This is a genomic window from Shewanella sp. Sh95, from assembly GCF_001308045.1.
Lineage (GTDB): Bacteria > Pseudomonadota > Gammaproteobacteria > Enterobacterales > Shewanellaceae > Shewanella > Shewanella xiamenensis.
In genome coordinates, this window is sequence record NZ_LGYY01000167.1 from 1 (window position 1) to 24,215 (window position 24,215).

The window sequence follows — 24,215 nt, forward strand, 5'->3', positions numbered from 1 at the left end:
TTGGAGGTACTCAGGCGGCCTGATTATCAAATCACGGAGAAAGAATTGCTGGCGGCCTGGGTATTATTCGCCAATCAGTTGCTCAAATATGGCTATGCTATGGCTGATTTATGAGGGGATCCTTCAGGGCTGTGCATCGCCAATTTAGAAAGCTCACCAAAACCAAAGGTGCTTTTCCTAATGAAAATAGCTTGTTGAAGCTACTTTACGCAGGCATATTAAACGCCTCAGATAAATGGACCATGCCAATCCACAATTGGAGCCTTTGTTTATCTCAGTTAGCGATTTATTTTGAAGGACGTTTAGATAGCGTGCTGGAAATTTAAAAATTAGCCTGACACAGAATTTTGAACGCCCTCTGTTTCACTTGCTAAATTTGTTATTATGTTTTTTGCTACCTTTGGTCTATATCAAATATACTGGTTTTATAAGCAATGGCAGGCATTAAAAGAGTATTATGATTTAGATGTATGGCCAATTGCTCGATGCATTTTTACGGTATTTTTTACACACTCTTTGTTTGTTTATGTTAATGAATATATTAAAGAAGATAATAGAAGTTATCGTTGGAATTATTCTGCTTTGGCGACAGCTTACGTTTTACTTGTCGTAGTCTCTAGTGTTCTCAATCAAATTGAGACTTTACCGACATCTTTGATTTTAATTTCTATTGTTATACCTTTAGCCGTTTTGTATCCATTGTATGAAGCTCAAAAAGCAATTAACTTTGCGCTTGAACCTTTAGACTACGAGGATAATTCAAGTTTAACTTGGTTGAATTGGGTTTGGATTGTTCTTTTTGGTTTTTATTGGGCTATGGTTATCTATACATTAACTGTGTTAATCAGACTAGCTTAATTTAGAATAGAACAGGCTTTAATTAAGCCTGTTCTGAATTAACAATATGCGATAGAGGAATATCTTTTTATAAAGTTAACAACGAGTTTTCCCTCATATACTTTCAATTTCTAATGTCGTTTTCTCTATTAATGCATGTTTTTTGATATTTTAAGTACGCTGTAAGGTATTGATTTTGTGACTTAAAGCGTTTTTGTGGTTATAGTAAAAAGTCAATTTATCAGTATTGAGGTAAGCATTTTCTCCGGTTAATGAATCGAATGTTGGAGAGAAAGTGAATTTTTATGAGCAATTTCAAGAAAATCCAGTTTAAACGCCTATGGCTATGGCTGTTCCTTATCTGCATGGCTTTACCATTAAGTGCGGTTGAAGCGCCTCTATGGCCTGAGTCGGCCAACCTGCCCTTAAGCGAACGAGTGCACAGTGGCACGCTTGCTAATGGGATGCACTACCTGTTAGTGAACAACAAAACCCCAGAGCAAGCCGTGATTGTCCGTATGCGGGTGGATGTAGGCTCGGTGATGGAAACGGATGCCGAGCAGGGTCTGGTGCATTTTTTAGAGCATATGGCGTTTAATGGATCTACGGGACTCCAGGCGGGGGAGATGATCCCTACCTTACAACGCTTAGGCTTAAGTTTTGGGGCTGATACCAATGCGGTGACTGAATTTCAGCAAACGGTTTATCAGTTTAATTTACCGAGCAATAGCCAAGATAAAGTCGATACCGCCTTGTTTTTAATGCGCGAAATCGCCAGTAATCTGTTGCTTGACCCCGCGCTTATCGAGCGCGAAAAGGCGGTGGTCTTGTCTGAACTGCGTGAACGCAGTAGTGCCGATTTAGAAAACTATCGCCACCAGTTAGCCTTTTTAATGCCGCAAACCTTGCTGTCGCAGCGCTTTCCCGTAGGGGAAGCGACGAGCATTCAAAATGCAAATCGTGAAACGTTATTGTCCCTTTATCAGCGTTTTTATACGCCATCTCGCACCACCATAATCGTGGTGGGTGATATCGAGGTCGGTCGTATCGAGCAAAAGATTAAGCAGCAATTTACCGACTGGAAAGCCGCGCCGCAGGCTGCAGGGGTTAAGGCACAATCCATAGGTGTGGTGCAGGCTAAAACCGCTGTTGAGGCGGCGGCATTTTTTGATCCAAGCCTGCAAACCTCGGTTTCGTTAGGCATGTTAACACCTCAAACACCGCAACCAGATACGCCTGCAATGCGTGAGCAGGAGATGTTATTAGATATTGCCCACGGCATTTTGTATCGTCGTTTAGAATCACAGTTGCTACACAGCCAAGGCTTATACGGCGTAAGCTTACAAATCGGCCCACAATACGATATTGCCTATGGCACGCAAATGACCTTGGGGACGCAGGAAAACAACTGGCAGCAAGGACTTGGACTATTAGAGCAAACCCTGCGTCAGGCGCTGGAATTTGGTTTTAGCCAACAGGAAATTGACCAACAACTTAAGCGGATGCACAAGGGCTATCAGCTCAGTGCCGCTGGCAGTAATACCATCCACAGCGTCAATATTGCCGAAAGCCTAGTGAATACGGTGGCGAGCCGACGTGTGCCTGTGGAACCCGCATGGCAATTGGCGCTGTTTGAAAAATTAATGCCGAGTATCACGCCGCAAAAACTGCAACAGCTGTTTAAACAGGCTTGGGAAGGTACGCCTTATCTGTATCTAACTAATAACAAACCCATTGAAAATATTGAAAAACAACTCTTAGCCGCCTACAACGCAAGCCAAAAGCAAGTCGTGAAAGTGCCCGAAACCAAGAGCATTGCCGAGTTTGCCTATAGTCAATTTGGTGAGCCGGGGCAGATTGTTGCCGATCAGCGCGATGCCGCAACTGGGATCCGTAAGCTAGAGTTTGCTAACGGTGTGCGCCTCAATGTAAAACCCACCCCCTTTAATCAGGGGATGACGCTGGTAAGTCTCAATATCGGTTTTGGCGAGGTGCCATTCCCCGAGCTAGATGGTTTGTCTTACCTGTTTAATAGCGCCTTTGTGCAGGGCGGTTTAGGGCTGCACGATTGGGACAGTTTGCAGGATATTTTTGCTGGGCAAGATATCTCGGTGGGCTTGAGTTTGCGTGAACAGAGTTTTGGTGGCGAGATCAGCACCAATGCTGCCGAGCTTCGCACCCAATTAGGTGTACTAACGGCTTATCTAGTCGACCCGGGGATGGATAAGCAAGCCGAGCAGTTATTCCGTGAGCAAGTGATTGCCGAGCAACAGAGCATTCATAGCAATCCACAACTGGAGTTTTCGAATCAATTTGCGCGAATTGCCCATAATGGCGACAAACGTTATGGCTACGGCAACCCTGATGAAATCCTCAAGCGTCAGTTTACTGAACTCGCACCCAGCTTCCATTCTGCGGTGCAGCAAGGGGCGATTGAGCTGGCCATCGTGGGTGATTTTGATGAGGACAAAGCCATTGCTGAGGTTGCACAAACCTTAGGAGCGATTTCCCGTCAGCCGATCCCTAAGGGGCAGACTATCGTACCTGTGTTTCCCAAAGTGCCGGCACAAATGAGCCTGACCCATTATGGTCAAGTCGATATGGCGGCGCTCGCGCAGGTATGGCCGACGACGGATATGAGCAATCCCCGTGAGCTGGTGGGTTTAGGTTTGCTCGAGCAGGTACTAAACATCCTACTCACAGAAAATGTGCGCGAAAAAGCCGGTGCGAGTTATTCACCCTCAGCATTTTCATACAGTGACTTAAACCCAACGGGTTATGGTTATCTTGGCTTATTTAGCGTGACAACTAAGGCTATGTTGCCTGAAGTGGCTAAGTATTACGCCGTCGCAGTTAAGCAAGTCAAAACGCCTTCGGGGATCAGTGAGGATTTGCTCAATCGCGCCCGCCAGCCGGTGCTGGAGTGGATGCAGATGGCGCCGCAAAGTAATAACTTTTGGTTAGATTTGGCCTCAACCGCCCAAACCCAGCCAGAGCGTTTTGCGACCTTTAATCAACGCTTGGCACTGGTGCAGCAAATCACCCCAGCCGAGTTAAGCCAATTGGCGCAGAAATACCTCAAGGATGATAAGCGTTTAACCATCGAAACCATACCTGCACCCGTCACGGCTCCGTGAGCCATTAAACCGCAATTTATCTGAAGACCTACCTCCGGTGATACTCGTGTCACAGGAGGTTTGGTTTTTATTGGTGATTGAAATATTTATCGGTCGCAATTGGAAATAACCGTTGTCGAAAATGCCACTTACGCTTAAGCGAGACTCACATTAGGCTAAGCGCCATATTCTTGTAGAGTGGTGATATGAGTGGTGATGTGATGTTTCGATATCTTTTATGTAGTTTTGGCTTAGTCCTAATGTACCCGACGGGGATAGATATGTACTTAGTCGGGTTGCCGCAAATTGCTAATGAACTCGGGGCGAGTGAAGCACAGCTGCACATTGCTTTTTCTGTGTATCTTGCGGGCATGGCTACGACTATGCTGTTTGCGGGCAGTTTAGCCGATAGGATTGGGCGTAAACCCATTACACTTTTTGGCGCCTTACTGTTCGCGCTAGCCTCCTACTTTGCGGCGGGTTCGCAAACCAGTGATTTGTTTTTAATCGCGCGCTTTGCGCAAGGCATTGGTGCGGGTTGTTGCTATGTTGTGGCTTTTGCGATTTTACGTGATGTCTTAGACGATAAACGCCGATCCAAAGTGCTCTCTATGGTGAATGGCGTGACCTGTATTATCCCTGTGATCGCGCCTGTGATTGGCCATTTAATCATGCTTAAGTTTCCATGGCCTAGCCTGTTTTACACTATGGCGGCGATGGGATTACTGGTATTCGCTCTTTGTCTATTGGTATTGCGTGAAACCCATTCTAAAGCAGCATTTCACACGCAAGCTTTGCCAAGTGTGCAAAAGGAATCCTTTAAACAAGGCTTTTTTATCAGTCGCGTGGTCATAACGACCTTAGGTGTGACCACGATTTTAAGCTATGTGAATGTGTCTCCTATGCTGATTATGGGGCAGATGGGGTTTGACCGTGGCGAATATTCCAATACCATGGCAATGATGGCATTGGTGAGTATGTTAGCCTCATTTTCGACGCCCTTTTTGCTTAACCAGTTTAAAGAAAAATCATTAATTTTGTTCTCCCAAGGGTTATTCGTTGCGGCCGCCTTAGTGTTTATCTTGACTCAATTGGGCGGGGTTAGTCATTCATTCAATCTCTTAGGATTTGCTTTTGTTTGTTCTGGTTTTTCAATTGGATTTGGGGTGACCATGAGTCAGGCGCTTAGTCCATTTGTGGCTCGGGCTGGGGTAGCTAGCTCATTACTGGGGATTGCCCAAGTGTGTACTTCTGCTTTGTATATTTGGGTGATGGGTCTGCTCGAAGTGAGCGCGATTAATATATTATTAGCTATCCTCAGCGTTGGTGCGCTGGTAAGTATCACGCTAATGTTAGCGGTACCTAAAATGTCGGAAATGGTAGTTAATGAGCAAATCCCTGAGTCGGCTTGACCTCAATCTGTTGTTTACTTTTCAGCTGCTATCGCAGGAGCGGAGCGTGTCTAAGGCCGCTAAAAAGCTCAATGTGACGCCATCGACCGTGAGTAAATCCTTGGCGAAATTGCGCGATTGGTTTGACGACCCACTATTCATTAAAACGCCCCAGGGATTGCAGTTAACGCCATTAGCCCAAAGCATGGAGCAAGACTTAGCCGATTGGTTGCAAAGGGGCAAACAGCTTATGGGCAAGCGCGGGGATGATATGGCGAAAGGGCTCAGTTTTGAGCTAATGCTTGAGTCACCTTTATCGCTCATTATGCTTAATCAATTAACGCAGGCGATTTACCAACACTACCCTGATGCAAAAGTGAAGGTGCGAAATTGGGATTATGATTCACTAGAGGCCATTATTCGCGGTGAGGCTGACATAGGTTTTACTGGCCGAGAAAGTCATCCTCGCTCCAAGGAGTCCCTTGATTTATTGCCTTATTTTATCGATTTTGAGGTTTTATTTACCGATCTTCCTCAGGTGTATTTACGCCGCGATCATCCCGCCTTGCAGGAAGAGTGGAATGTAGACACTTTCTTAAAATACCCGCATATCAATATCTTGTGGGAAAAGAGCGAAACCTGGGCCTTAGATGATGTGCTTATTGAGCTTGGGTTAAGTCGCAATATTGTGCTGACCTTGGCCAGTTTTGAGCAGTCACTGTTTGTCGCGGCAGAGCCTCACCACAGCATGCTGGCAATAGCGCCGCAATATTGTGAGCAATATGCCCGCCAATTACACCCTGACTTAGTCACTCGCCCAATCCCGATAAGTGGCGAATATCTTAATAAACTCGCCATTCCTTTTACCTTGATTTGGCATAAGAGAAACAGCCACAACCCCAAAATCACTTGGCTGCGAAGCAAGATAAAAGCGATTTATCAGCCGCGTGGGTGTGATTAAGGCTGTTATTTGCAGCATTAACTCGGTTGGTTTATACCCAATTGCTGGCAAATATATTGGATGCACAATTCTTGCTGCTGACACCATAATCCGTAGCTGACGGGGATAAGTTTAATCCCTGCGCGCTGTAACAGTTTATACAGTTCAATATCGAAAAAGTCCGCCCATGGCCCTGGGTAACCGATTAAATCTATTGCTAAATATTGGTTACCATAGCGGCACAGAATATCCAGTTCTAGCCCTGCCATATGGTAGGCGCGCCAGACTGTTATGCCTTTTTCTTCAATCGCGAGTGCCACCGACTGGCCGAAGCTATCGAGGGCATCGACATAATTATGTGCCGCTTGAAATTGGCCCGCCGATGCTAAGTAAGTTGCCAGTAAATTATTGTTGGGGAGCTCATGCGCTTGTACCGATAAAAATAGCCACTGCATTTGTTTAGCGCGGGTGATGGCGACATTGAACATATCTTCGCGATTTAAATACACGGCGGCGCGGCTGTCGTTGGCCGTAATGCTAAACGACAGCAGCATAATATCGCGCTCTTCCCCTTGAAAACCAAAGGGCGTGGCAATCCGTAATTGATGACGTTCTATTTGCTGCGTGCTAAAGCGTGCGAGGATCTGCTGGGATAAATACTCCGTCTGATTGCGAAAACAAGAGAGTACACCAATGCTGGCGGGCACTAATGCATTCTCTTGTTCATCAATCAGTTGAGCTAACTTTTCAATTAATGCCTCCGCTTCTATGGCGTTAATTCCTTTACTATCACGGCTGCCAGTCACCTGGACTCGGTGTAAGTGCCCTGAACTTGTGCAGGGTCTGTGCTGCATAATCTTCAGCATACCTTGATAAAACTGCTGATTACTAAATTGGATCAGCTCAGGTTTACTCCGAAAATGCTCATTTAAAAATACCACTTGGGATTGGCTCGCAAGGGATTGCGATACTAAGTCGAGCATACTGGCATCACGGTAGCTCATTAGGCCGCGGCAATCCGCAGCAAGTCCAAGTTGGGTCTGGATTTGGGTTTGTTTTGCGCGGGATAAAAACGAGAAATGGCGCAGTTGTTTGCTGTCGCCCACCACCAGTGCCGCTTTTGCCCGCTGTAAGGCCGGTAAACAGGCGGCAATATTGGCTTGAGTGGCTTCATCAATAATGACTAGATCAAACATTTGCTGCTCCATGGGCAGCACTTTATGCAAGCTGGCAAGGCTCGATAACCAAATGGGAAAGGTTTGCTTTAAGGCATCAAAATCCGTTTTGTCGAAACCGTCGAGTTGCTTAGCGGACTGCCGAGCGCGAAGTGCACTGGCAAAACTCACCAGCGTACTGCGCTTATGTTTGAGTAATTGGTTTAATCGATAGTGAGTGGCTAATTGTAAGTATTTGAGGCTTAAGTCTTCTTTTTGGGCGATGAGGGCCGTTAATTTATCGAGCACATCCCATTGCTGGGCAAACCTTTTGATACCTGCACGGTAAGCCCAGTTGTAAAATCCTAAGCGCCAGCGCGATTGTCCTTGTTGTAAGGTCGCCAGTTTTTGGCCGCGACGTATGGCGTGGCGGCAATGGTGTATAAAACCGGCTTCCATTTTAGTTTGCTCGCGAGTCACAGTATTAAGTTGCTGTTTTGCACTTAATAGCAATCTATCCGAGATGGTTTCATCAGTCGCTGGATGCTGGCCATGGAGCATTTCATCTATCTGGTTTTTAAGGACTTTAATAAACTGCGGCGAGCCAGCTCGAATAAGACTGCTCCCAAGCTGGAATTGCTGCTGCAACTTGTCGGCAATCACATCAACGGCAACGTCGGTGTGGGCGACGATAAGTACCGATTTACCCCTTAATACCTGCTCCGCCGCCACTGTGGCTATGGTGTAACTTTTACCCGTTCCCGGTGGGCCCGATATCTGCCCCAAAGTTTGATTGGCCGCCACCTTTAAGGCTTGAATTTGCGCGCGGCTTAATAGCCCTGGAAGATAAGCTTCTTGGGTGTCGACATTGTGATTAACTGAATCTCGAGTTGGCGCTTGCTCAAATAGCGCTTGAAGCGGCGCAGAGAGTGAGGGTGCTGTAATGAGATTGTCGAGTTTGTGCAATATGCCGCGACTGGCCTGCGAACGCTCTGCAAGAATAATTTGGCTGCGACTAACCATAAACTGCCCACGTTTACGGCATAAGCCAGTGAATTCAGCCTCATCGATCAGCTTGGGAAAATGCAATAAATGACTGGTATCAACATCGGCTTGGCCTGCCCGCAGCCAAGCTATCCAGCCACTGACATCCGTTGGATTATCGCGTAGCTCTTGACTTAAGCTGTGTCCCTCAACGACTAATTTTTCTAACAGGGCTTCGTTGATGGTGAATAGCCCGCCGCCAGAGAAGCTGTGATTAGATTCGAGGTAAATGCTATCGCCATCGGCCTGCAATTGGCATTCGCGGTACAGCAATGGCGTGACGACTTTACGTTTTTCGCCATTAAGCTCGACAGTGCCACAGAAAAACAGACAACAGTGCAATAATACTTTTTCTCGTAGATACAAGGCACTACGCGCCATTAATGCCGAGGCGGGAGCAAATAGCACCGGCAAGCGAGGCAGAAAGCCACTGCTTAACTCGTCTTCACCTTGGAGCAATAGCTTTTCTTGCTCAGCAAGTTTGTGGCTAGACCAAAGGTTAATTTCAGCACTATCGTGTTGAAAACACTGTTTGTAGTAGTTAAGAATCCCTTGCAAACCCTATCCATCCCTAAGGCTTAATTGGCGATGCGAGAGTAACCCAATCGTATAAGACGAACAAGGTTGTCGCGTATCTTGGGATGGAGCCAAAGTAGGTTAAAGTCCGAACGTCTGTGCTTAAAGCCAAATAATTTTTAGCGTAAAAGAAGTTATTTGAGTTGTAAGTAAACGTATCGCAAAAGGTATTTGTATCAATTCAGCGCTCGAAAAATGTGATTTGTATCAATATTGGCTTGGTTGCTGAAATGTTTGTTAAGTGTTTGAGTTTGTAAAATATTTGTTTTTGTTTTGAGTGGAAATTGCCATTGTTGTCATTGTATAACTGCGTAGACTGAACTGAAATTTTGTCTGCAAATGAGGGATACAATGCTTAACAATAAACTCAAAGGATTCGCAGTAATGACCTTCGCCTGTTTAGGGGTTACTGCTTGCGGTGGCTCCGATAATAACAAGGATGAGGATACCTCCAAAACCGATACCTATGTGCAATTTTACAACGCGACAGTTGGCAGCACTGATACCGCGCTGAAGATTGGCGATAAAACCTATGAAAGTGTGAGTTACGCCGATGCGATGCCACGCTTTACATCAACTCCCGGCGTGAGTGCTGTCGAGGTGATGGGTAAGGATGCGGCAAATAAAGATATTTCACTCTATAAAGAGAATATCGATTTAAAAACGGCAACCGACCATTTCTTTGTATTACATGGGGATTTTGCCTCGCCAGCCCTTTTGAATATCAATTACTCGCGCACCGAGCTTGATAAACAAAATGCCGAGGCAGACAAGAGCAAAATGCAGTTGTTGATTGCCCATACCGCAACCAATGCACCTGCTTACGATGCGTATATTGCCAAAGCGGATAAAGGCTTTGCTGATGCGGTGATGCTTGGCAGCGTTTCCTATGGTGAGGTTTCAACGCCACAAATTTTGGATACGGGCGACTACAAAATTTATCTGACCGCGGCGGGTACGACCAATATCAGCTATACCACGGCGAGCATTAACTTTAAAACCAAGGTGCCCTATAAGTTGATTTTAAGGGAAAGCTTTGGCGCATCAGCGGCTAAAATCAGTTTAGACAGCGTCGATTCTACCACCAATGTGCGTAACCATGTCGCCCTCGAAAGCAGTGTTGATTTTAGAGTGTTCAATGGCTTGGCCACACATAATGTTGATGTGAAAGTGGTGAGTAGTAAACAAGAAGCGCTATTTAGCAATGTGGCTCCCTTTGGCGTAACGGCCTATAAAGGCGCCGAGTTTAATGACTTTGGCGTGAGCGTATTTGACCATACTAGCCAAGCGAAATTGCTCGATAATGTGCTGATCACCCTTAATCAAGATGATATTAAAACCATCTTTATTTACGAGCAGGGCAGCCAAGTGAAGGCGATGGAGATGAAACAAACTCAAACGCCAAGTCCCTACAGCTTCAAGTTCGATATCGTGAGTTTTGCCGATAAGAGTAACCTTACTTTGTACTTTTTAAAGGCGAACGACACTATTGATACGGCAACCTATAAGATCAGTGCGGTTAATCCGACAGCACCGCAATCATTAGTGGTGCCTAAAGGTGAGTATTCTATCAAGGTCATCTCGGTCGAAAATGGCTCAAAAACGGTGGTTTACGCCTCTGATATGATCGATTTTAATAATCAAGACAACGTCACTATGGTGCTGAATAAGGATGCCTCAACTAGCTTTGGCTATAACCTAGTTAAGCTTTAATCGCAGCGGTTGAGCTGTAAATAAATTGGACAATAAAAAAGCACTACCTAGGTAGTGCTTTTTCGTATTAACAGTCTCTATTCTGACAGTTTTAGCTCTTGGCCGGGTTTAATAATGCTCTTGGCATTGAGCTGGTTCCACTTCATTAAATCGGCGAGTTTCACCTTGTTTTTACGCGCGATTTTATCCAGTGAATCCCCTGATTTTACTTTGTAGGTTTTGGCTTTAGCCGCTGGTTTATCGGTCGATTTTGAGGTGGCGGCTTTAGTGCTACTCGCATTCGCTTTGGTCGATGATTTGTCTGTTTTAGCCTTAGCTTTTGCGGGCTCTGGCTCATTATCATTAGCCGCCATTGGCGTTAATAGCGTGAGCTCTTGGCCGACTTTTAGGCGATCAGAGGTCAGATTATTTGCCTGTTTTAACTCTTTGACTGATAAATCAAATCTAGCTGCGATCGAACCTAAGCTATCACCGGATTTCACGATATAAGTTTGGCTGTCGTAACGTTTTTGAGCATAGAGCTTGTGCTGATTTTCTTGATAGTGGCCAATGTTTTCAATCGGCAGGGCAATTTGGTATTTGCCTTTACTGGGGATCACGTTTTGACGGTATCCAGGGTTATAGGTTTTGAACTCCGCTTTAGTGAGCCCCGCAGCATTGGCGATTTGGCTTATTTCAACGCCATTGGGCGCGGGTAAGCGTTCCAAAAATGGGCGATTGGCAATCGGCATTACTTTGAGATTGTAATGGCTTGGGGCGCGGATAATTTGGATAAATGCCAGCCACTTAGGCACGGTTTGTACTTGGCGAGCAGGAATATTCAGCGACCAGAAATCCGTAGGTTTGCCTTTAGCTTTGTTTCTATCGATAGCGGCTTTAATCACTAATTCGCCACTGTTGTAGCCCGCAACGGCGTTAATCCAGTCGTTACCTAAGGTGTCGTGTAAGTGCTGCAAATAGTCGAGTACGGCATCGGTCGAGGCCAATGCATCTTTGCGACCATCGTAGGCTGAGTTGATCGTTAGGCCAAAGTTTCGGCCCGTAGCGGGGATCATTTGCCAAAGTCCGGCGGGGCCATTTGCTTGCGCCAGCGGGTTATAACCACTTTCGACAATTGGTAATAGTGCCAGTTCTAGTGGCATATTGCGGGCTTCGAGTTGACTCACAATATAGTATAAAAATGGCTCGGCACGCTGGGTCACCTGAGTCATAAACTTTTGCTTGTCATCGAAAAAGTTACGCTGTTTGCGCACTTCTGCATCGTCATGCACATCAATAGTACGGGCGTGTTGAATTTTCTCCCATACATCGGCATAGCGCTCGTCGACAACCTCTTTTTTATCATGATGAGATTGTGTGGTATCTCCGCTATCACCTTCAGCTTCTGGGGCTGTGGTGGCAAATTCCATGGGCGAGGTTTGCGCCGACGTTGTCGCACAGCCACTGAGTTGGGCTGTCAACATGGCGATCATTAGCACTGCTAATGCACTCGGTTGGCGAAAGGTTTTCCGCATGATTATCCTGTCATTTTTGCTAACTTGGCGTTATACCCAAACAGCCTAACTCGATGCAGGCTTCTGTGTTTAAGACTGCCGAAACGGAGTGTTTGTGTACGCCATTTCTGTATTGCAGCAATTCAAAATGTGGTCGACATTTGTCCTTGATGCACCTTGAATGAGAGCACCCTAGGCGCTCTGAAACTGATATCTTTAGGTTGCTTGGGTATAGATAATGTTGCACATGCTAATCTGTTTTGCGGTTTCTGGATAGCTTTGCTGATAATTTGACCACCTAGGTCACATTTAGATTTACCACTAAATAAGCTAACATAGCAGCGATTTTTCATTGATGTGGGTTAGAGAGTGCAGACGTTAACGCAGTTAAAAGCAGGACAATTACAAGGGGTTACTCGATTACAGTTGGTTGAAAACCTCACTGAGTTTCCGCAGGAAATCTTTGATTTAGCCGATACGCTGGAGATCCTCGATTTATCCAATAACCAGTTAAGTTCACTGCCCGATGATTTATATCGTTTAACCCATCTAAAGATTTTGTTTGCCTCCAATAACCGCTTTGAAGTGCTGCCAGAAGTGTTAGGTCAGTGCCCCAAATTGGAGATGATTGGCTTTAAGGCTAACCAAATTCGTGTTGTGCCAGAGGCATCGTTGCCCCCACAAACCCGCTGGTTGATTTTAACGGATAACCAAATCACCGCCTTGCCCGAGCGCATGGGGCAGTTGCATCGTCTGCAAAAATTAGCCTTGGCAGGTAATCGCTTAACTTCGCTGCCCGCATCTATGGCCCAATGCCATAACTTAGAATTAGTTCGTTTGTCGGCTAATCAACTGCAAGCGCTTCCAAGCTGGGTGCTTAAGCTACCCAAACTCACTTGGCTGGCGTTTGCGGGTAATCCCTTTAGCCATACCTTGGTTGATCCCCATGCCGATGTGGCGAGTATGCCAAATGTGACATTAGCGGACATTGAGCTCGGTGAAAAACTCGGTGAAGGGGCTTCTGGCATTATTTACCAAGGTCGTTGGTTAAATCCTGCTATGGTGGCTGCTACTGGGTGCGAACATATTGCGGTTAAGTTATTTAAGGGAGAGGTGACCAGTGATGGCTATCCTGCCGATGAGCTGGATTGTTGTTTAACTACGGGCGCACATCCAAATCTCATCAAAGTCTTAGCGCATATCAGTCAACAGGATCAACTTGGTTTAGTGATGGAACTGATTCCTCAAGGATTTAGTAACTTAGGTTTACCGCCATCTCTAGCGACTTGTACCCGAGACACCTTTAAAGCGGGGACCGAATTTAGCCTGAAGGGCATAACTGAAATCGCTTTGCAATTAGCTGACACCCTAGCGCATATGCACGGGAAGCAAGTGAGCCATGGTGATGTCTATGCCCATAATATGATGGTTAATCAGCAAATGGCGCTGTTGTTCGGTGACTTTGGCGCCGCCTCAAACTTAGCAAAATTGCCTACATCGGAACGTGATGCCATGGAGGCTATTGAGGTGCGCGCCCTAGGGTGTTTACTTGATGACTTATTACCCTTTGCCGATAACGATGAAGACGACGCGCTGCGAGTTCAACTGCGGCAGTTAAAAGCACACTGTATGCAGCCGGCGTTATCTTGTCGCCCACGCTTTAGTGATATCGTGAAGACATTAGCTGCACTGCGCTAAGTTTACGTATGTGGCATGCAGCAAATGCAAGGGATCATGGGGTGAAAACCAACGCAGAGACATTTATTCAAGAGCGACTAAATCTCATCAGCAATGGAGAGCTGGCATTATGAGTTCTATTTCAAAACTGGTTTGGCTAAGCTTATGCTTAAGCTCGTTTCTCTCAGCGCCCGTTTGGGCGGGATTTTGGGATAGCCTGTGGCAGCGAGAGTTGCCTGTTGACCAAACTACACCACCCAAGAATGCACAGCGTTTTGAGTTTATGGGGAGTTTACCTGCTCATACCCAACTAGAACTTGTGGGCTATTACACTTCCTCTGTTTGTACCCGTAAAGAAATCCGTTTCCCGAATGGTGATATTGCTAATCCCTATCGCGCCACACTGAATAAAAGCTCGGTATTGCGTCAATCGCTTGAAAGTGGCGCTGTCGCTAAACCATTCACCCTTACGTTAGCCTTGCAAGGGGGCGGAGATTGCGATTGGCAGTTGGAGGACTTAGTCCTTGACCTTAACTTGATGCCAAGTCATCCCATATGGCAAAGGGTTAAGTCATTAAAAGATAACTATTTACATACGTCACCATTATTAACATCGAGCGAGCCACCGGCCAAAGCCTCGCCCCATGATGGATTTTATTTAAGCCAAGAGCTAACTATCGAACCGATACATGCTGGCAGTGAAGAAGATACTAATCTGGTTGCCGCGTTACCGCTTACCCTTAATCCTGTGTATTACCCAGTGGTTATCTATAGCCCCAAAACAGATAGCCCCTTTGAGGTAAAGCTTAAGAGTAATTTGCAGTCGACCAGCAGTTTATGGTCGAGCAGTGCAACGCAAATGGTGCGTTTCGATAAAGAGGCTGTGCTGCGGGTGCAGTTTAATCCAGAGGTTTTGCCTGATTATCAAGTGAATGTGTGGCGCCAAGCTGACGATATTTCGGTGCATTACCCCGATGGTACCGAATATCGTTATCCGCGTGGAGATGTGCATCTCTATGCCGATGGTAAGCCTGAATCTATGCTCAATACCTTAAGCGCAAGCACCAAGGCCGAAGATAAGCGATTGCTAGCGCACATCTATTGGGCAGGTCATGCACTGGCGCAGGATAAAGAAAAAGCGCGTAAATTCTATCGAGAGGCGGCCGAGGGTGATGACTTAATTGCTATTCAGTGGATGCAATCACAGGCCGCCTATGCGGGGGAGGTTGAGCAGAGCCAATATTGGTTACAACGTGCGGCTAGGCTTGGGGATATGGATGCCAAAATGGCACTTATTCGTAAGCCCTTTGAGACCATACTGCAAGGCAAGTCAAATACCGCCGAGGCAAAAAGCGCAGAAGTTAAGGCTTGGGAGCAGTTAAAACAGTTGGTTAGTCAAGGTGTGCCAGAGGCTATGAGTATGATGGCTCTCTACCAAGTATTGCCTTGGTCGCCCTACCATGATGCAGCGGCGGCATTAGCCAATTATCGCTTGAGTGTGCAGGCTGACCCCGCTTTGGCCCTTAGCGCTGCCAGTGATTACTATTATTGGCTAGAGGATTTTGAACAAAGCCAAGAGTTTTGGGAGATTGCCGCCGAGCGGGATTTGTATGCTGCCGCAGAATATGCCGATATCTTATTGAAACCAGCGCAGCGTAACCCACAAAGAGCTCGTTATTGGCTTGATAAGGTTGCCTCTCAAGGTGAAAAGCAAGGTATTCAACAAGATGTGCTTGGTAAGGCTTATTTTCAATTGGCCAGTTTACTCGATGCTGGAGAGGGCGGCGATGCCGATCCTAAGCGTGCACAAATCCTGTACCAGCAAAGTCTCGTATTGGCTGAGCGTTTTTCAAATGATTATGCCGCTCAAGCGAAAGAAAGACTCAAATCCCTTGAAGAGCGCCTGTAGCTAAGTTAACAGGGATAACTCGATAACAGGCTTATTCAAGTCATAGGCAAGACAGGGAGATTAAGCTATGGCTTTTCAATTTGATACCTATCATTTTAATACCGAAGATGCGATTCAAGTGTGTGTAGGTGCCTTTGCGCTCGCAGTGCCCATCGGTTTTTCTGAAGAGGCATGGCAACTCGGAGAAACCTTACCACTACTGAATTTGCTGATGTTATTTGGTTTGTCGTTGCTGTTTCTCGGAGCGTTTACTTACCAGAGTGTGTTCCAACAGAATATTCGTCACCGCCTGCCGGTATTTATTTTCCGGATTATTATTGCCTATTTGATAAGTGCTTGTGTCGTCAGTTTAGTGCTCTTGTGTCTCGATAAATTGCCCTTAATTGACGACACCATGACTTCCTTTAAACGGATTATTGTGATTAGCATGCCCGCTTCTATGGGAGCGATTGTAGTAGATAGCTTTGATAAGGAATAAGTTTGGGCTGATGTCATGACTTTTGTCACTGGTGCATTTAGGTTATGTTGCTCATACTGGAACCCAATAGCTCGATTGTAAAAGGACGCATTATGAACCCAGCAACCCTTGCATTACTTATCCCGATTTTTGCCATTGTGGGAGGATATGCGGTCGCGATTATGAAAATCCGCGAGCGCGGTAGTTCTGCCAATAATAAGCTTCAGGCAGATAACCAGTTGTTACATATTGAACTTGATAAACTTCGCGAACGGGTTGAAGTATTAGAGCAGCTAGTGACCGATGAGAGTTTTCAATTAAAGCGTGAATTTAAGCGAGTCTAGTCCTAACAAATATGGTCATGGTACAGCCGAGTGCCATGACTCTAGCTTGTATCTGGTTGCTTAAGTCATCGGGTGAGTGAAATGCCAAAACTGAGGTAGACTCGTGACAATTATGTTATTAGCCCAATATTGAGCCATTAAAGATCGAGTGAATATGTTTCTATCGCCTTATTTTTCAAAGCAAAATCAATCAATTTCTGTTTCTGCACAACAAGCCAGTGACTTCGCTAAAAAAATCGCTCAAGACTTTAACCCTATCCACGATGTGGGCGCAAAACGTTTTTGTGTGCCTGGCGATTTGTTATTTGCCTTAGTCTTAACCCAGTATGGGCTAAGCCAAAGCATGAAGTTTACCTTTGCTGGCATGGTCGGTGATGGGGTTGAGCTGCAATTTCCTGAACAAGTGAACGATAGCTTTTCGATTTGCGATAACCGCGATAAAACCTATTTACATGTCACTCGCCAAGGTGATGCTAGCCGTTGTGATGCACAAACCGAATCTTTTATTCGTAATTATGTGGCCTTCTCGGGACACAATTTTATCGACATTCTGATGCCCTTGATGAAACAACATCAAGTGATGATCAATCCTGAGCGTCCCTTAGTAATCTACGAAAGTATGTCATTCGACTTGACGACACTCGACTTTGTTGAAGTAAACCTATCGCTTGTAGAACAAGAGCTTAAGATTGATGGCAAGCGTGGCGATGTGACGCTGCACTTTGAACTGCACAGCGGCGATATCTTAGTTGGTACCGGAATTAAAACCTTAGTGATGAGTGGCCTTCGCCCCTACGAAGAGGCGCAAATGCAGCAGATGTGTGCTGCCTACGAAGGGCGAAAAACCGAGTTTTAATTTGATCTAAGGCCCGCTTTATCGGTCAGGTCACTAGGGCGAGATAATTGGGGATAAACAGTGGTTTGGGATAAGGATTGACTGTATCCCAAACCAAGGCGTTTTAATGCTAACGATGTTGCTCATCAATCGACAGTTGGGATACGGTATTGGCGACATTTTCCGCGCCAGTACGAATATGGCTCATCACAGTTGTCACTTCTACTAACTGCTGCTTACCTTGTTCAGCGATTCGCTCCACCTCGTTCATCATGCTGGTGGCACTGGCGGTGAGCTGGCTATTTTTCTCAACCACTGCGGCAATTTCATTGGTGGATTTACTGGTCCTTGCGGCAAGCTGACGTACCTCATCGGCCACCACAGCAAAGCCTCGTCCCTGTTCGCCAGCACGGGCCGCTTCTATTGCTGCATTAAGTGCCAGTAGGTTCGTCTGGTCAGCAATGGAGCTTATGGTAGCGACAATCGCTTGAATACTTTGGGATTGCTCATTGAGTTGGGTAATAGATTTAGTGGTTTTTACCGTTTGTTCCGCGATAGCATTTGAAGTATTAACTGTCGCATCCAGTAATTTAACACCTTCAATAGCTTGCTCTACTGTGAGTTGGGATGTCTCAAGTGCAATATCCGCCGCTTGTCGTACAGCATGACTTTGCTCAATTCTTTTAGTGATATCACTCGCAAATTTAATGACTTTAACCACTTTGCCATTTTCATCCACCACAGGGTTATACACGGCCTCTAGCCATACAGAATTCCCATAGGCATTTTTACGCTCGAAGAGTCCTTGTTGATATCTACCGTGTTTGAGTTCATCCCAAAAGCGCGGATTCTGTTGATAAAAGGCATCGAAACATAATATTCGATGGTGTTTTCCTACGATTTGCGCAGCTTGATAACCCATGGTTTTTAAGAATTTTTCATTAGCCTGCAAAATGGTGCCATCGGGTTTAAATTCAATAATGGCTTGGGCACGATTAAGCGCAGTAAAAATGGCCATTTGATCATCGAGTTTGTGTTTATCTTGGGTGATGTCAGAGGCAATTTTCATAATTTTGATGACTTTGCCGTCCATCTTGATCGGAAAATAAGTTGCCCTTAACCAGACCTCTTCGCCATCTTTACGGAACCGTTGAAAATTGCCTTCTTTAGGTTGGCCTGATTTTAGGCTTGTCCAAAACTGCTGGTAGCTAGGTGAATTGGCTAATTCTGAGGAGCAGAATAATCTATGGTGTTTGCCGACGATCTCATGCAGGCTATAACCTATTTCATTCAAAAATATATGGTTAGCATCAATGACAACGCCTTCTGGCGAGAATTCGATAGTGGCAATACAATCCTTTATTGAGTCAATAGTGGCTTCAGCTTCCTTGCGTTTAGTTTCACTGATTTCAAGGCTTTTACGTAATGAAGAATTAAACACTGAAGTACTCCTAATGAGTTTGGCAAACTCAAAAACGGCTATGCGACATAATGCCCAAAAATCTGAACCACATGGATAGTGTTAAATATAGCTAGGATTTTAGTCGTTGCTTGATTTCTGAGTCATTTATTAACACGTAGAATACTCCCAAAGAGTTGGGTTAGATCATTTTTTATAAAACTGGGCAGGATAAATTGATAGCCAAGGTAACCTCCTTGTTACCTTGGCTTAGGGGTTAAGCGATTTTTTCTATTTTGGCTGGGAGTCCTTGCCGCGCCGAGGCGCCGCTGGCCCAGTCCACCAGCGGATAGCGCCCATGGCGGCTTGGGTCGAACAGATTCAAGTCGTTCATATTGACTCCTACGCGGATCAGCGGATTGGCGGCAATCTTTTTATCATCGATGACTATATCCCGCGCGCCTAACTCCTTATGGCCATAACCGTGCTCGATGGCAATGCAGTCGGGATGTACGCCCGCCACACATTCCACCAAAGCCACCACACTGCCATTAGGCGTACTGAGCTTGACCGTATCCCCGGTCTTGATACCAAAGCGCTTGGCGGTTTGCTCATTGATGCGCACCGGATTATTGGGGTGTACTTGGCGTAAACGGTCCGAACCTATACTCATCGAACTCATGGTGTGCGACTTATAACTGCTGATCAGCAGCGGCCACTGTGACTTATCGAATGCTTGCTCCAAGGGCGTGCCGTTGGCGAGCGCAGGGTGATAACGCCGTGGACAGCCGCTCATATATTCGCCGCTTAAGCTATTGCGCCGACTGCCCACCTCTGGGTTCCACAGCATTAAGGGTTTTGGCCAAACCTTGCTGGGGTTGCCCGCCTCGTCACGCCCGGCGCTGATATTCTCAAAGCGGCCGCCACGGGCAAATAAGTAACTGACTTTTTTGACTTCTTCGGGTTTGAGTCTGGCATTGAGTTCCGCTTGAATGCGCCCAACACCACTGAAGTACATATCTTCGGCATTGATATCGGCAACGGGTTTACCAAGGTAGGCCACGTTTGCCGCGCCGTAGAGCGAAAAATCGGCCGCGCGGCTCAGGGGATGCAAACTGCCATCGGCGGCCTTGACCGCATTGGCGCCAAAGCCGGGCAGATTGAGCTTTATCGCCACTTGGCTAAGGAAGGATTCCATACAAATCACATCGCCATCGGCGGTTTTGGCGACCCTCGGCTCGACAATCGGCCAGCGCCCGGTGGCTTCTTTGGTGAGTGTGCCATGCCACGCGGCGCTCCAGCCCCAAGATTCATAGGTTAAGGTGTCGGGCACTATGTAGTCCGACAGCGCCGAGGTCTCATTGATAAAGCTGTCGATGCTGATAAATAGCGGTAATACTTTGGGATCTTTTAATTGTGCACCAATGGCTTCGCCGAGTCCCGCCTGACCATAAATCGGATTACCCATATGGTTGATCCACGCCTTGAGTCGATAGGGATAACCGTGCACAGCCGCAGTTAAATGCTCACCGAGTAGGGGCGATGAGATAGGGAACCAAGGCTCCTTCGACGGATAGGGCGACTCTCCCGCTTCGACTTTACGGCGATATTCAGAGGTTTTCTCGTAGGGGAACTTAGAGCGGGAAAGGAATACGCCCTTAGGTTCGACCATGCCGTCAAAGTCCTGCAAATTGTACCTTGGACCAGCACCAAAGGCGGGGAAGGTGCCACCCTTAGCTATCGCACCGCCCTTAAGATTTAGGTTACCAATCATGGCGTTAAGCATCATGATCGCCCATGCGCTGTAAAAACCGTTTGCACTCATAGTGCCGCCGTGGGAGATCACCGCCGCCTTAGTGCCATGGCTAGTAAACTTGTGGGCGAGTGCGGCAATTTGCGTCTCGCTGATATCGCACTCCTTGGCGTAGTCGGCCATCTCGACACTGCGCGCGGCTTCACTGAGCAGCTTAAAACTGGATTTCACGCTCAGCTCGCCCTTTGGCGTATTCACGCTTTGCTCCACCTCAAGTTGCGCCTTGGCGCATTGTCTGGCTGGTAGGATCTGCCCAGTAGCGGCATCGACAACCAGTGGAGAGTCCTGCTCGCCATAGGCTTTGCCTTCGAAGGGCAAGCCGAGATCGCTGGCATACAAATATTGGCCGTATCTGGGGTGATTTGGCGTGCTGATGATTAAGAAGCTGGCATTACTGAAGCCTCGGTAGCCTGCTGCTTTCGCCGCCTCGGCATTGGGCGCGGTTAAAAACGCACTGGCGTAGCGCTGGTTATCGATAATCCAGCGCAGCATGCCCATGGCGAGGGCTGAGTCGGTCGCGGGGCGGATCGGCAGCCAAGTATTGTTACCTGCGCAGGGTTGGTTCGAGGTGTTGGGCAGCATGGGCGATACCACCACATAACTGAATTCTCGCCCATCGACCCGAGCGTTGGCCAACTGCCGTGCTTGGCGTTTAAAAGGGTTGCCCGACTGCTGCGGTGAAGTACCGATAAACAGCAAAAACTCACTATTGTCCCAGTCGGGCTTAAGGTGGGCGTATTTCTTTAAATCGTCGAGCAGGGCACCCGCACCTGCGCGATAGGTAAAGCCGCAATAGGCGCCGTGGTTGGCAAAATTTCGCGTGCCGAAGCTATTGAAGGTAAAGCGTTTAATGATCACATCTCGGCCTTCATCCGAGGCATTCGATACCAATAGCTGGTTAGCTTTGGGGCCGTATTCAGGATTATTGGTATCGAGTGGCGTGCTGATATCGCGAATCGCTCTTAAGCCCTCCACATGCCCCTCACCAAATAAGTCACCGCCATCGACAACCTCAGTCAGCAGTTGCTCGAAACTGATGCTTTGCCATTGCCCACTGCCGCGCGGCCCTACTCGTTTAAGGCATTGGGTGACACGGTAGGGGCTATCTAATTGTTCTAACATGGCATTGCCACGGGCGCAGGCGGTGGAACGCCCTTGTAAGCCTTGCTCTTGATAGGCGCTTAAGCCGACTAAGGCGGTTTTGATCGGGGTATCGAAGTCGATATGTTCCCGCGCCGAGAGCGGATGATAGGGATTGCCGCTGATGCGGAGAATTTTATCTGTCTTATTATCAATACGGGCGCGCACGCCACACTTGGTCCAGCAACCGAGACACATGGTATTGGCGATGCGTTGTTCATCGTTGCCAATCAGCTGGCCTGAGGTTAGATCTACTTTATATTCAGGGGCTAGCGAATTGCCATGGATGGGATCTTGGGTGGTTTTCCCCGAACTGCCATGCACGACCCCTTTGCCCATTTGCGCTAAGGTATGGCTGTAACCTGCGGCAAATAACCCCACGCCACCCGTCACAGCTGCGCCTTTGATAAAACGACGTTTACTCTTATCCATTACGGACTCCTTAATGCGGTAACTTCTCTTAATATGAACGGTGCTGTGGCTCACAAGGCCTGATGGGCTGAGCGAGGTTGATAGCGAATAAATTCAGACACTAACACCATCAATGCGATCCAGAGACCAAAGGTGCCCGCAATACCTAATAGCCCCTCTGGCCCCCAAGGCAGTTGATAGAAATAAGTGCCCGCGCCGTATTTTGGGTCGGTTTGCGCTTGGATAAGTACAATCCAGCGAAATCCCCATGCCAGATGCACCGCCGTTAAACTCACGACTAACATCAATACCGAGGGGAGGCGGCGTACTGCCAATACCAATGCCAGCAAAGCGAGGGTAACCAATACCCAGATAGCGGCGAGTTGCCAGCTTGGGCTGGTGTCTAATAACAGCGCCGCTTCGTGCGCCGAGCCTTTATCGAATAAGGCCCAGCCGATAAGACACAGGGCGAAGAGGCCAAAGCTTGCCCTAACCCATTGCAACAACCTGTCTTGGGTGCTGGCTTGATAACCGTGCAAAACACGATTGAGCAGGGCGAGAGTACCGCAGGCGGCGAGTAGGGCACTGGTCGCCATCAATGGCGGCAACCAATAGGTATGCCAGAGCGGCCGTGCTTTGATCGCCATGGTTTCCATTCCGGTATAAAGCGCAATACTGCAGGCGCTTAGGCTAGCAATCAGTGCGATTGGCTTGATCCATTTATCGCTATCCCAGTCTCCGAGGCGGATAAGTTGAGCAATACGCCTTACCCAATCTTGGGACGATTCCCCTTGTGTCGAGGCTTTAGTTGGCAAGTATTGGCGCAGTAAGAGCCAAGCAAAAAGGGCACTCGCACCGGAAAATATCGGCAGTAAAAAAGCGCCGTACCACATCCACGAATGCGGTCTGATTTGGGCATAGAAATGCCATGCCCGCAGCGGTTGGTGCAGGTCAGCAAGTAGCGCAATCGGCGCGACTATGCCGGCGGTAAGCATCAAACAGGCGCAGAGTTTGAGCAGTCTGGCATCGGTTTGTTTCGCGCTAAATAAATGGATGGTCGCCACCCACACACTGGCGTAGGCCAAACCCATCAGAAAAAAGTATTGCACCGCCCAAGGCAGCCAAGTGATGGCAATATCGGGGGTAAAGATTTCTTTAATGACCATGGTGGATCTCCTCGCCAGTGTCAGTCAGTAGGGTGCGAACGGGGGCTTGGCCGTTGATACGATCTTCAAAGGCGCTGTTCATGCCGATATAAAATACTCTGGGGGCCGTATTGGCATCGGGCTTGAGTACCTTGATATCTGTCTTATTGGCTGTGAGTAACTGACTGATTTGACTATTAGGATCGTTTAGATCGCCAATCACCCTCGCTTCACCAACGCAGGTTTCGACACAGGCGGGCAGTAGTCCAGCTTCGAGCCTATGGGCGCAGAAGGTGCATTTATCGGCACTGTTGGTCTCATGGTTGATAAAGCGGGCATCGTAGGGGCAAGCCTGCACACAGTATCCGCAACCGACGCACCATTCGTTGTTGACGACCACAATGCCATCTGGGCGTTGGAAGGTGGCTCCCGTGGGGCAAATAGGAATGCAAGGCGGGTTCTCACAGTGATTACACAGTCTTGGCAGCATTAAAAATGCGGGTGGCGTGGTAGCATCCTGTTGTGACACTTCGTATTGCTGTACCGTGGTACGAAATTGCCCCAAAGGTGGCAGGTTTTCGAAGGTGCATGCCACGGTGCAGGCTTGGCAGCCGACGCAGCGGCGCAAATCGATGACCATACCGTAGCGTTTGCCTGTAGGTGCAGGTTCAGTCTGTTGTGCCTGCACTTGCACGACGGGAATGAGCGCGGCGCCGACACTCACACTGGCCATTTTTCCGAGAAACTGACGTTTACTCTTGTCCATAGGATTTCCTTCACTCTTACAGATAAAACGGGTCGAAGACCGCGGGTTTAGCGTT

The 24,215-nt window shown here is 47.3% G+C and carries 16 protein-coding genes and 1 pseudogene; 11 read left to right on the forward strand and 6 right to left on the reverse strand.

Annotation, left to right across the window (positions count from 1 at the left end):
- Positions 1-128: 128 nt before the first annotated feature.
- The 5 genes and pseudogenes from AEA42_RS11980 to yidZ form a co-directional block, all read left to right on the forward strand.
- A pseudogene (locus AEA42_RS11980) lies at positions 129-326 on the forward strand (hypothetical protein); the annotation flags it as partial.
- Positions 327-384: 58 nt separating this feature from the next.
- Positions 385-858, forward strand: a complete 474-nt coding sequence (locus AEA42_RS11985; protein WP_231640386.1) for a hypothetical protein — start codon at positions 385-387, stop codon at positions 856-858.
- Positions 859-1,142: 284 nt separating this feature from the next.
- Positions 1,143-3,974: a M16 family metallopeptidase gene (locus AEA42_RS11990; protein WP_055647839.1), complete on the forward strand. Its 2,832-nt coding sequence runs from the start codon at positions 1,143-1,145 to the stop codon at positions 3,972-3,974.
- 200 nt (positions 3,975-4,174) lie between these two features.
- Positions 4,175-5,365, forward strand: coding sequence for an MFS transporter (locus AEA42_RS11995; protein ID WP_055647865.1), 1,191 nt, complete (start codon positions 4,175-4,177; stop codon positions 5,363-5,365).
- Positions 5,340-6,305, forward strand: a complete 966-nt coding sequence (gene yidZ / locus AEA42_RS12000) for an HTH-type transcriptional regulator YidZ (protein ID WP_055647840.1) — start codon at positions 5,340-5,342, stop codon at positions 6,303-6,305. The genes AEA42_RS11995 and yidZ overlap by 26 nt, the downstream gene beginning before the upstream one ends.
- Before the next feature lie 17 nt (positions 6,306-6,322).
- On the opposite strand, the gene AEA42_RS12005 is transcribed toward yidZ, so the two are convergent.
- Positions 6,323-9,040 carry a DEAD/DEAH box helicase gene (locus tag AEA42_RS12005; RefSeq protein ID WP_055647841.1) on the reverse strand — a complete coding sequence of 906 codons (2,718 nt, stop codon included), beginning with the start codon at positions 9,038-9,040 and terminating at the stop codon, positions 6,323-6,325.
- Positions 9,041-9,409: 369 nt separating this feature from the next.
- Here AEA42_RS12005 and AEA42_RS12010 point away from each other — a divergent pair, with 369 nt between their 5' ends.
- Positions 9,410-10,771, forward strand: a complete 1,362-nt coding sequence (locus tag AEA42_RS12010; RefSeq protein WP_055647842.1) for a DUF4397 domain-containing protein — start codon at positions 9,410-9,412, stop codon at positions 10,769-10,771.
- Positions 10,772-10,848: 77 nt separating this feature from the next.
- On the opposite strand, the gene AEA42_RS12015 is transcribed toward AEA42_RS12010, so the two are convergent.
- Positions 10,849-12,285 carry a LysM peptidoglycan-binding domain-containing protein gene (locus AEA42_RS12015; RefSeq protein WP_055647843.1) on the reverse strand — a complete coding sequence of 479 codons (1,437 nt, stop codon included), beginning with the start codon at positions 12,283-12,285 and terminating at the stop codon, positions 10,849-10,851.
- A gap of 348 nt (positions 12,286-12,633) precedes the next feature.
- On the opposite strand from AEA42_RS12015, the gene AEA42_RS12020 reads away from it, so the two are divergent.
- The 5 genes from AEA42_RS12020 (at position 12,634) to AEA42_RS12040 (ending at position 17,507) form a co-directional block, all read left to right on the forward strand.
- Entirely contained in the window at positions 12,634-13,962 is a 1,329-nt protein-coding gene (locus AEA42_RS12020) for a leucine-rich repeat-containing protein kinase family protein (RefSeq protein ID WP_055647844.1), read from the forward strand.
- Between the two features lie 109 nt (positions 13,963-14,071).
- On the forward strand, positions 14,072-15,850 hold the full coding sequence (locus AEA42_RS12025; protein ID WP_055647845.1) for a sel1 repeat family protein: 1,779 nt from the start codon (positions 14,072-14,074) through the stop codon (positions 15,848-15,850).
- 67 nt (positions 15,851-15,917) lie between these two features.
- Complete coding sequence (locus tag AEA42_RS12030; RefSeq protein ID WP_055647846.1) at positions 15,918-16,328, forward strand: DUF2391 family protein; 411 nt, start codon at positions 15,918-15,920, stop codon at positions 16,326-16,328.
- Between the two features lie 92 nt (positions 16,329-16,420).
- Positions 16,421-16,651 carry a hypothetical protein gene (locus AEA42_RS12035; RefSeq protein ID WP_037421910.1) on the forward strand — a complete coding sequence of 77 codons (231 nt, stop codon included), beginning with the start codon at positions 16,421-16,423 and terminating at the stop codon, positions 16,649-16,651.
- Positions 16,652-16,805: 154 nt separating this feature from the next.
- Positions 16,806-17,507: a DUF3581 family protein gene (locus tag AEA42_RS12040; RefSeq protein ID WP_037421914.1), complete on the forward strand. Its 702-nt coding sequence runs from the start codon at positions 16,806-16,808 to the stop codon at positions 17,505-17,507.
- Positions 17,508-17,616: 109 nt separating this feature from the next.
- Here AEA42_RS12040 and AEA42_RS23050 read toward each other — a convergent pair whose 3' ends face one another.
- The 4 genes from AEA42_RS23050 to dsrO form a co-directional block, all read right to left on the reverse strand.
- On the reverse strand, positions 17,617-18,927 hold the full coding sequence (locus AEA42_RS23050; protein WP_037421917.1) for a PAS domain-containing methyl-accepting chemotaxis protein: 1,311 nt from the start codon (positions 18,925-18,927) through the stop codon (positions 17,617-17,619).
- Between the two features lie 235 nt (positions 18,928-19,162).
- Positions 19,163-22,270, reverse strand: a complete 3,108-nt coding sequence (locus tag AEA42_RS12050) for a tetrathionate reductase subunit A (protein ID WP_055647847.1) — start codon at positions 22,268-22,270, stop codon at positions 19,163-19,165.
- A gap of 50 nt (positions 22,271-22,320) precedes the next feature.
- Positions 22,321-23,415 carry an NrfD/PsrC family molybdoenzyme membrane anchor subunit gene (nrfD, locus tag AEA42_RS12055; RefSeq protein ID WP_055647848.1) on the reverse strand — a complete coding sequence of 365 codons (1,095 nt, stop codon included), beginning with the start codon at positions 23,413-23,415 and terminating at the stop codon, positions 22,321-22,323.
- Entirely contained in the window at positions 23,405-24,160 is a 756-nt protein-coding gene (dsrO, locus tag AEA42_RS12060; protein ID WP_037421925.1) for a sulfate reduction electron transfer complex DsrMKJOP subunit DsrO, read from the reverse strand. The genes nrfD and dsrO overlap by 11 nt, the downstream gene beginning before the upstream one ends.
- Between the last annotated feature and the right edge of the window lie 55 nt (positions 24,161-24,215).

Excerpts from the sequence above, each read along its gene's own strand:
- yidZ (WP_055647840.1), top strand. The coding sequence starts at position 5,340 with ATGAGCAAATCCCTGAGTCGGCTTGACCTCAATCTGTTGTTTACTTTT.
- nrfD (WP_055647848.1), bottom strand. The coding sequence starts at position 23,415 with ATGGTCATTAAAGAAATCTTTACCCCCGATATTGCCATCACTTGGCTG.
- AEA42_RS12010 (WP_055647842.1), top strand. The coding sequence starts at position 9,410 with ATGCTTAACAATAAACTCAAAGGATTCGCAGTAATGACCTTCGCCTGT.
- AEA42_RS12040 (WP_037421914.1), top strand. The coding sequence starts at position 16,806 with ATGTTTCTATCGCCTTATTTTTCAAAGCAAAATCAATCAATTTCTGTT.
- AEA42_RS11995 (WP_055647865.1), top strand. The coding sequence starts at position 4,175 with ATGTTTCGATATCTTTTATGTAGTTTTGGCTTAGTCCTAATGTACCCG.
- AEA42_RS11990 (WP_055647839.1), top strand. The coding sequence starts at position 1,143 with ATGAGCAATTTCAAGAAAATCCAGTTTAAACGCCTATGGCTATGGCTG.
- AEA42_RS12015 (WP_055647843.1), bottom strand. The coding sequence starts at position 12,285 with ATGCGGAAAACCTTTCGCCAACCGAGTGCATTAGCAGTGCTAATGATC.
- AEA42_RS12035 (WP_037421910.1), top strand. The coding sequence starts at position 16,421 with ATGAACCCAGCAACCCTTGCATTACTTATCCCGATTTTTGCCATTGTG.
- AEA42_RS12025 (WP_055647845.1), top strand. The coding sequence starts at position 14,072 with ATGAGTTCTATTTCAAAACTGGTTTGGCTAAGCTTATGCTTAAGCTCG.
- AEA42_RS12050 (WP_055647847.1), bottom strand. The coding sequence starts at position 22,270 with ATGGATAAGAGTAAACGTCGTTTTATCAAAGGCGCAGCTGTGACGGGT.
- dsrO (WP_037421925.1), bottom strand. The coding sequence starts at position 24,160 with ATGGACAAGAGTAAACGTCAGTTTCTCGGAAAAATGGCCAGTGTGAGT.
- AEA42_RS11985 (WP_231640386.1), top strand. The coding sequence starts at position 385 with ATGTTTTTTGCTACCTTTGGTCTATATCAAATATACTGGTTTTATAAG.
- AEA42_RS12030 (WP_055647846.1), top strand. The coding sequence starts at position 15,918 with ATGGCTTTTCAATTTGATACCTATCATTTTAATACCGAAGATGCGATT.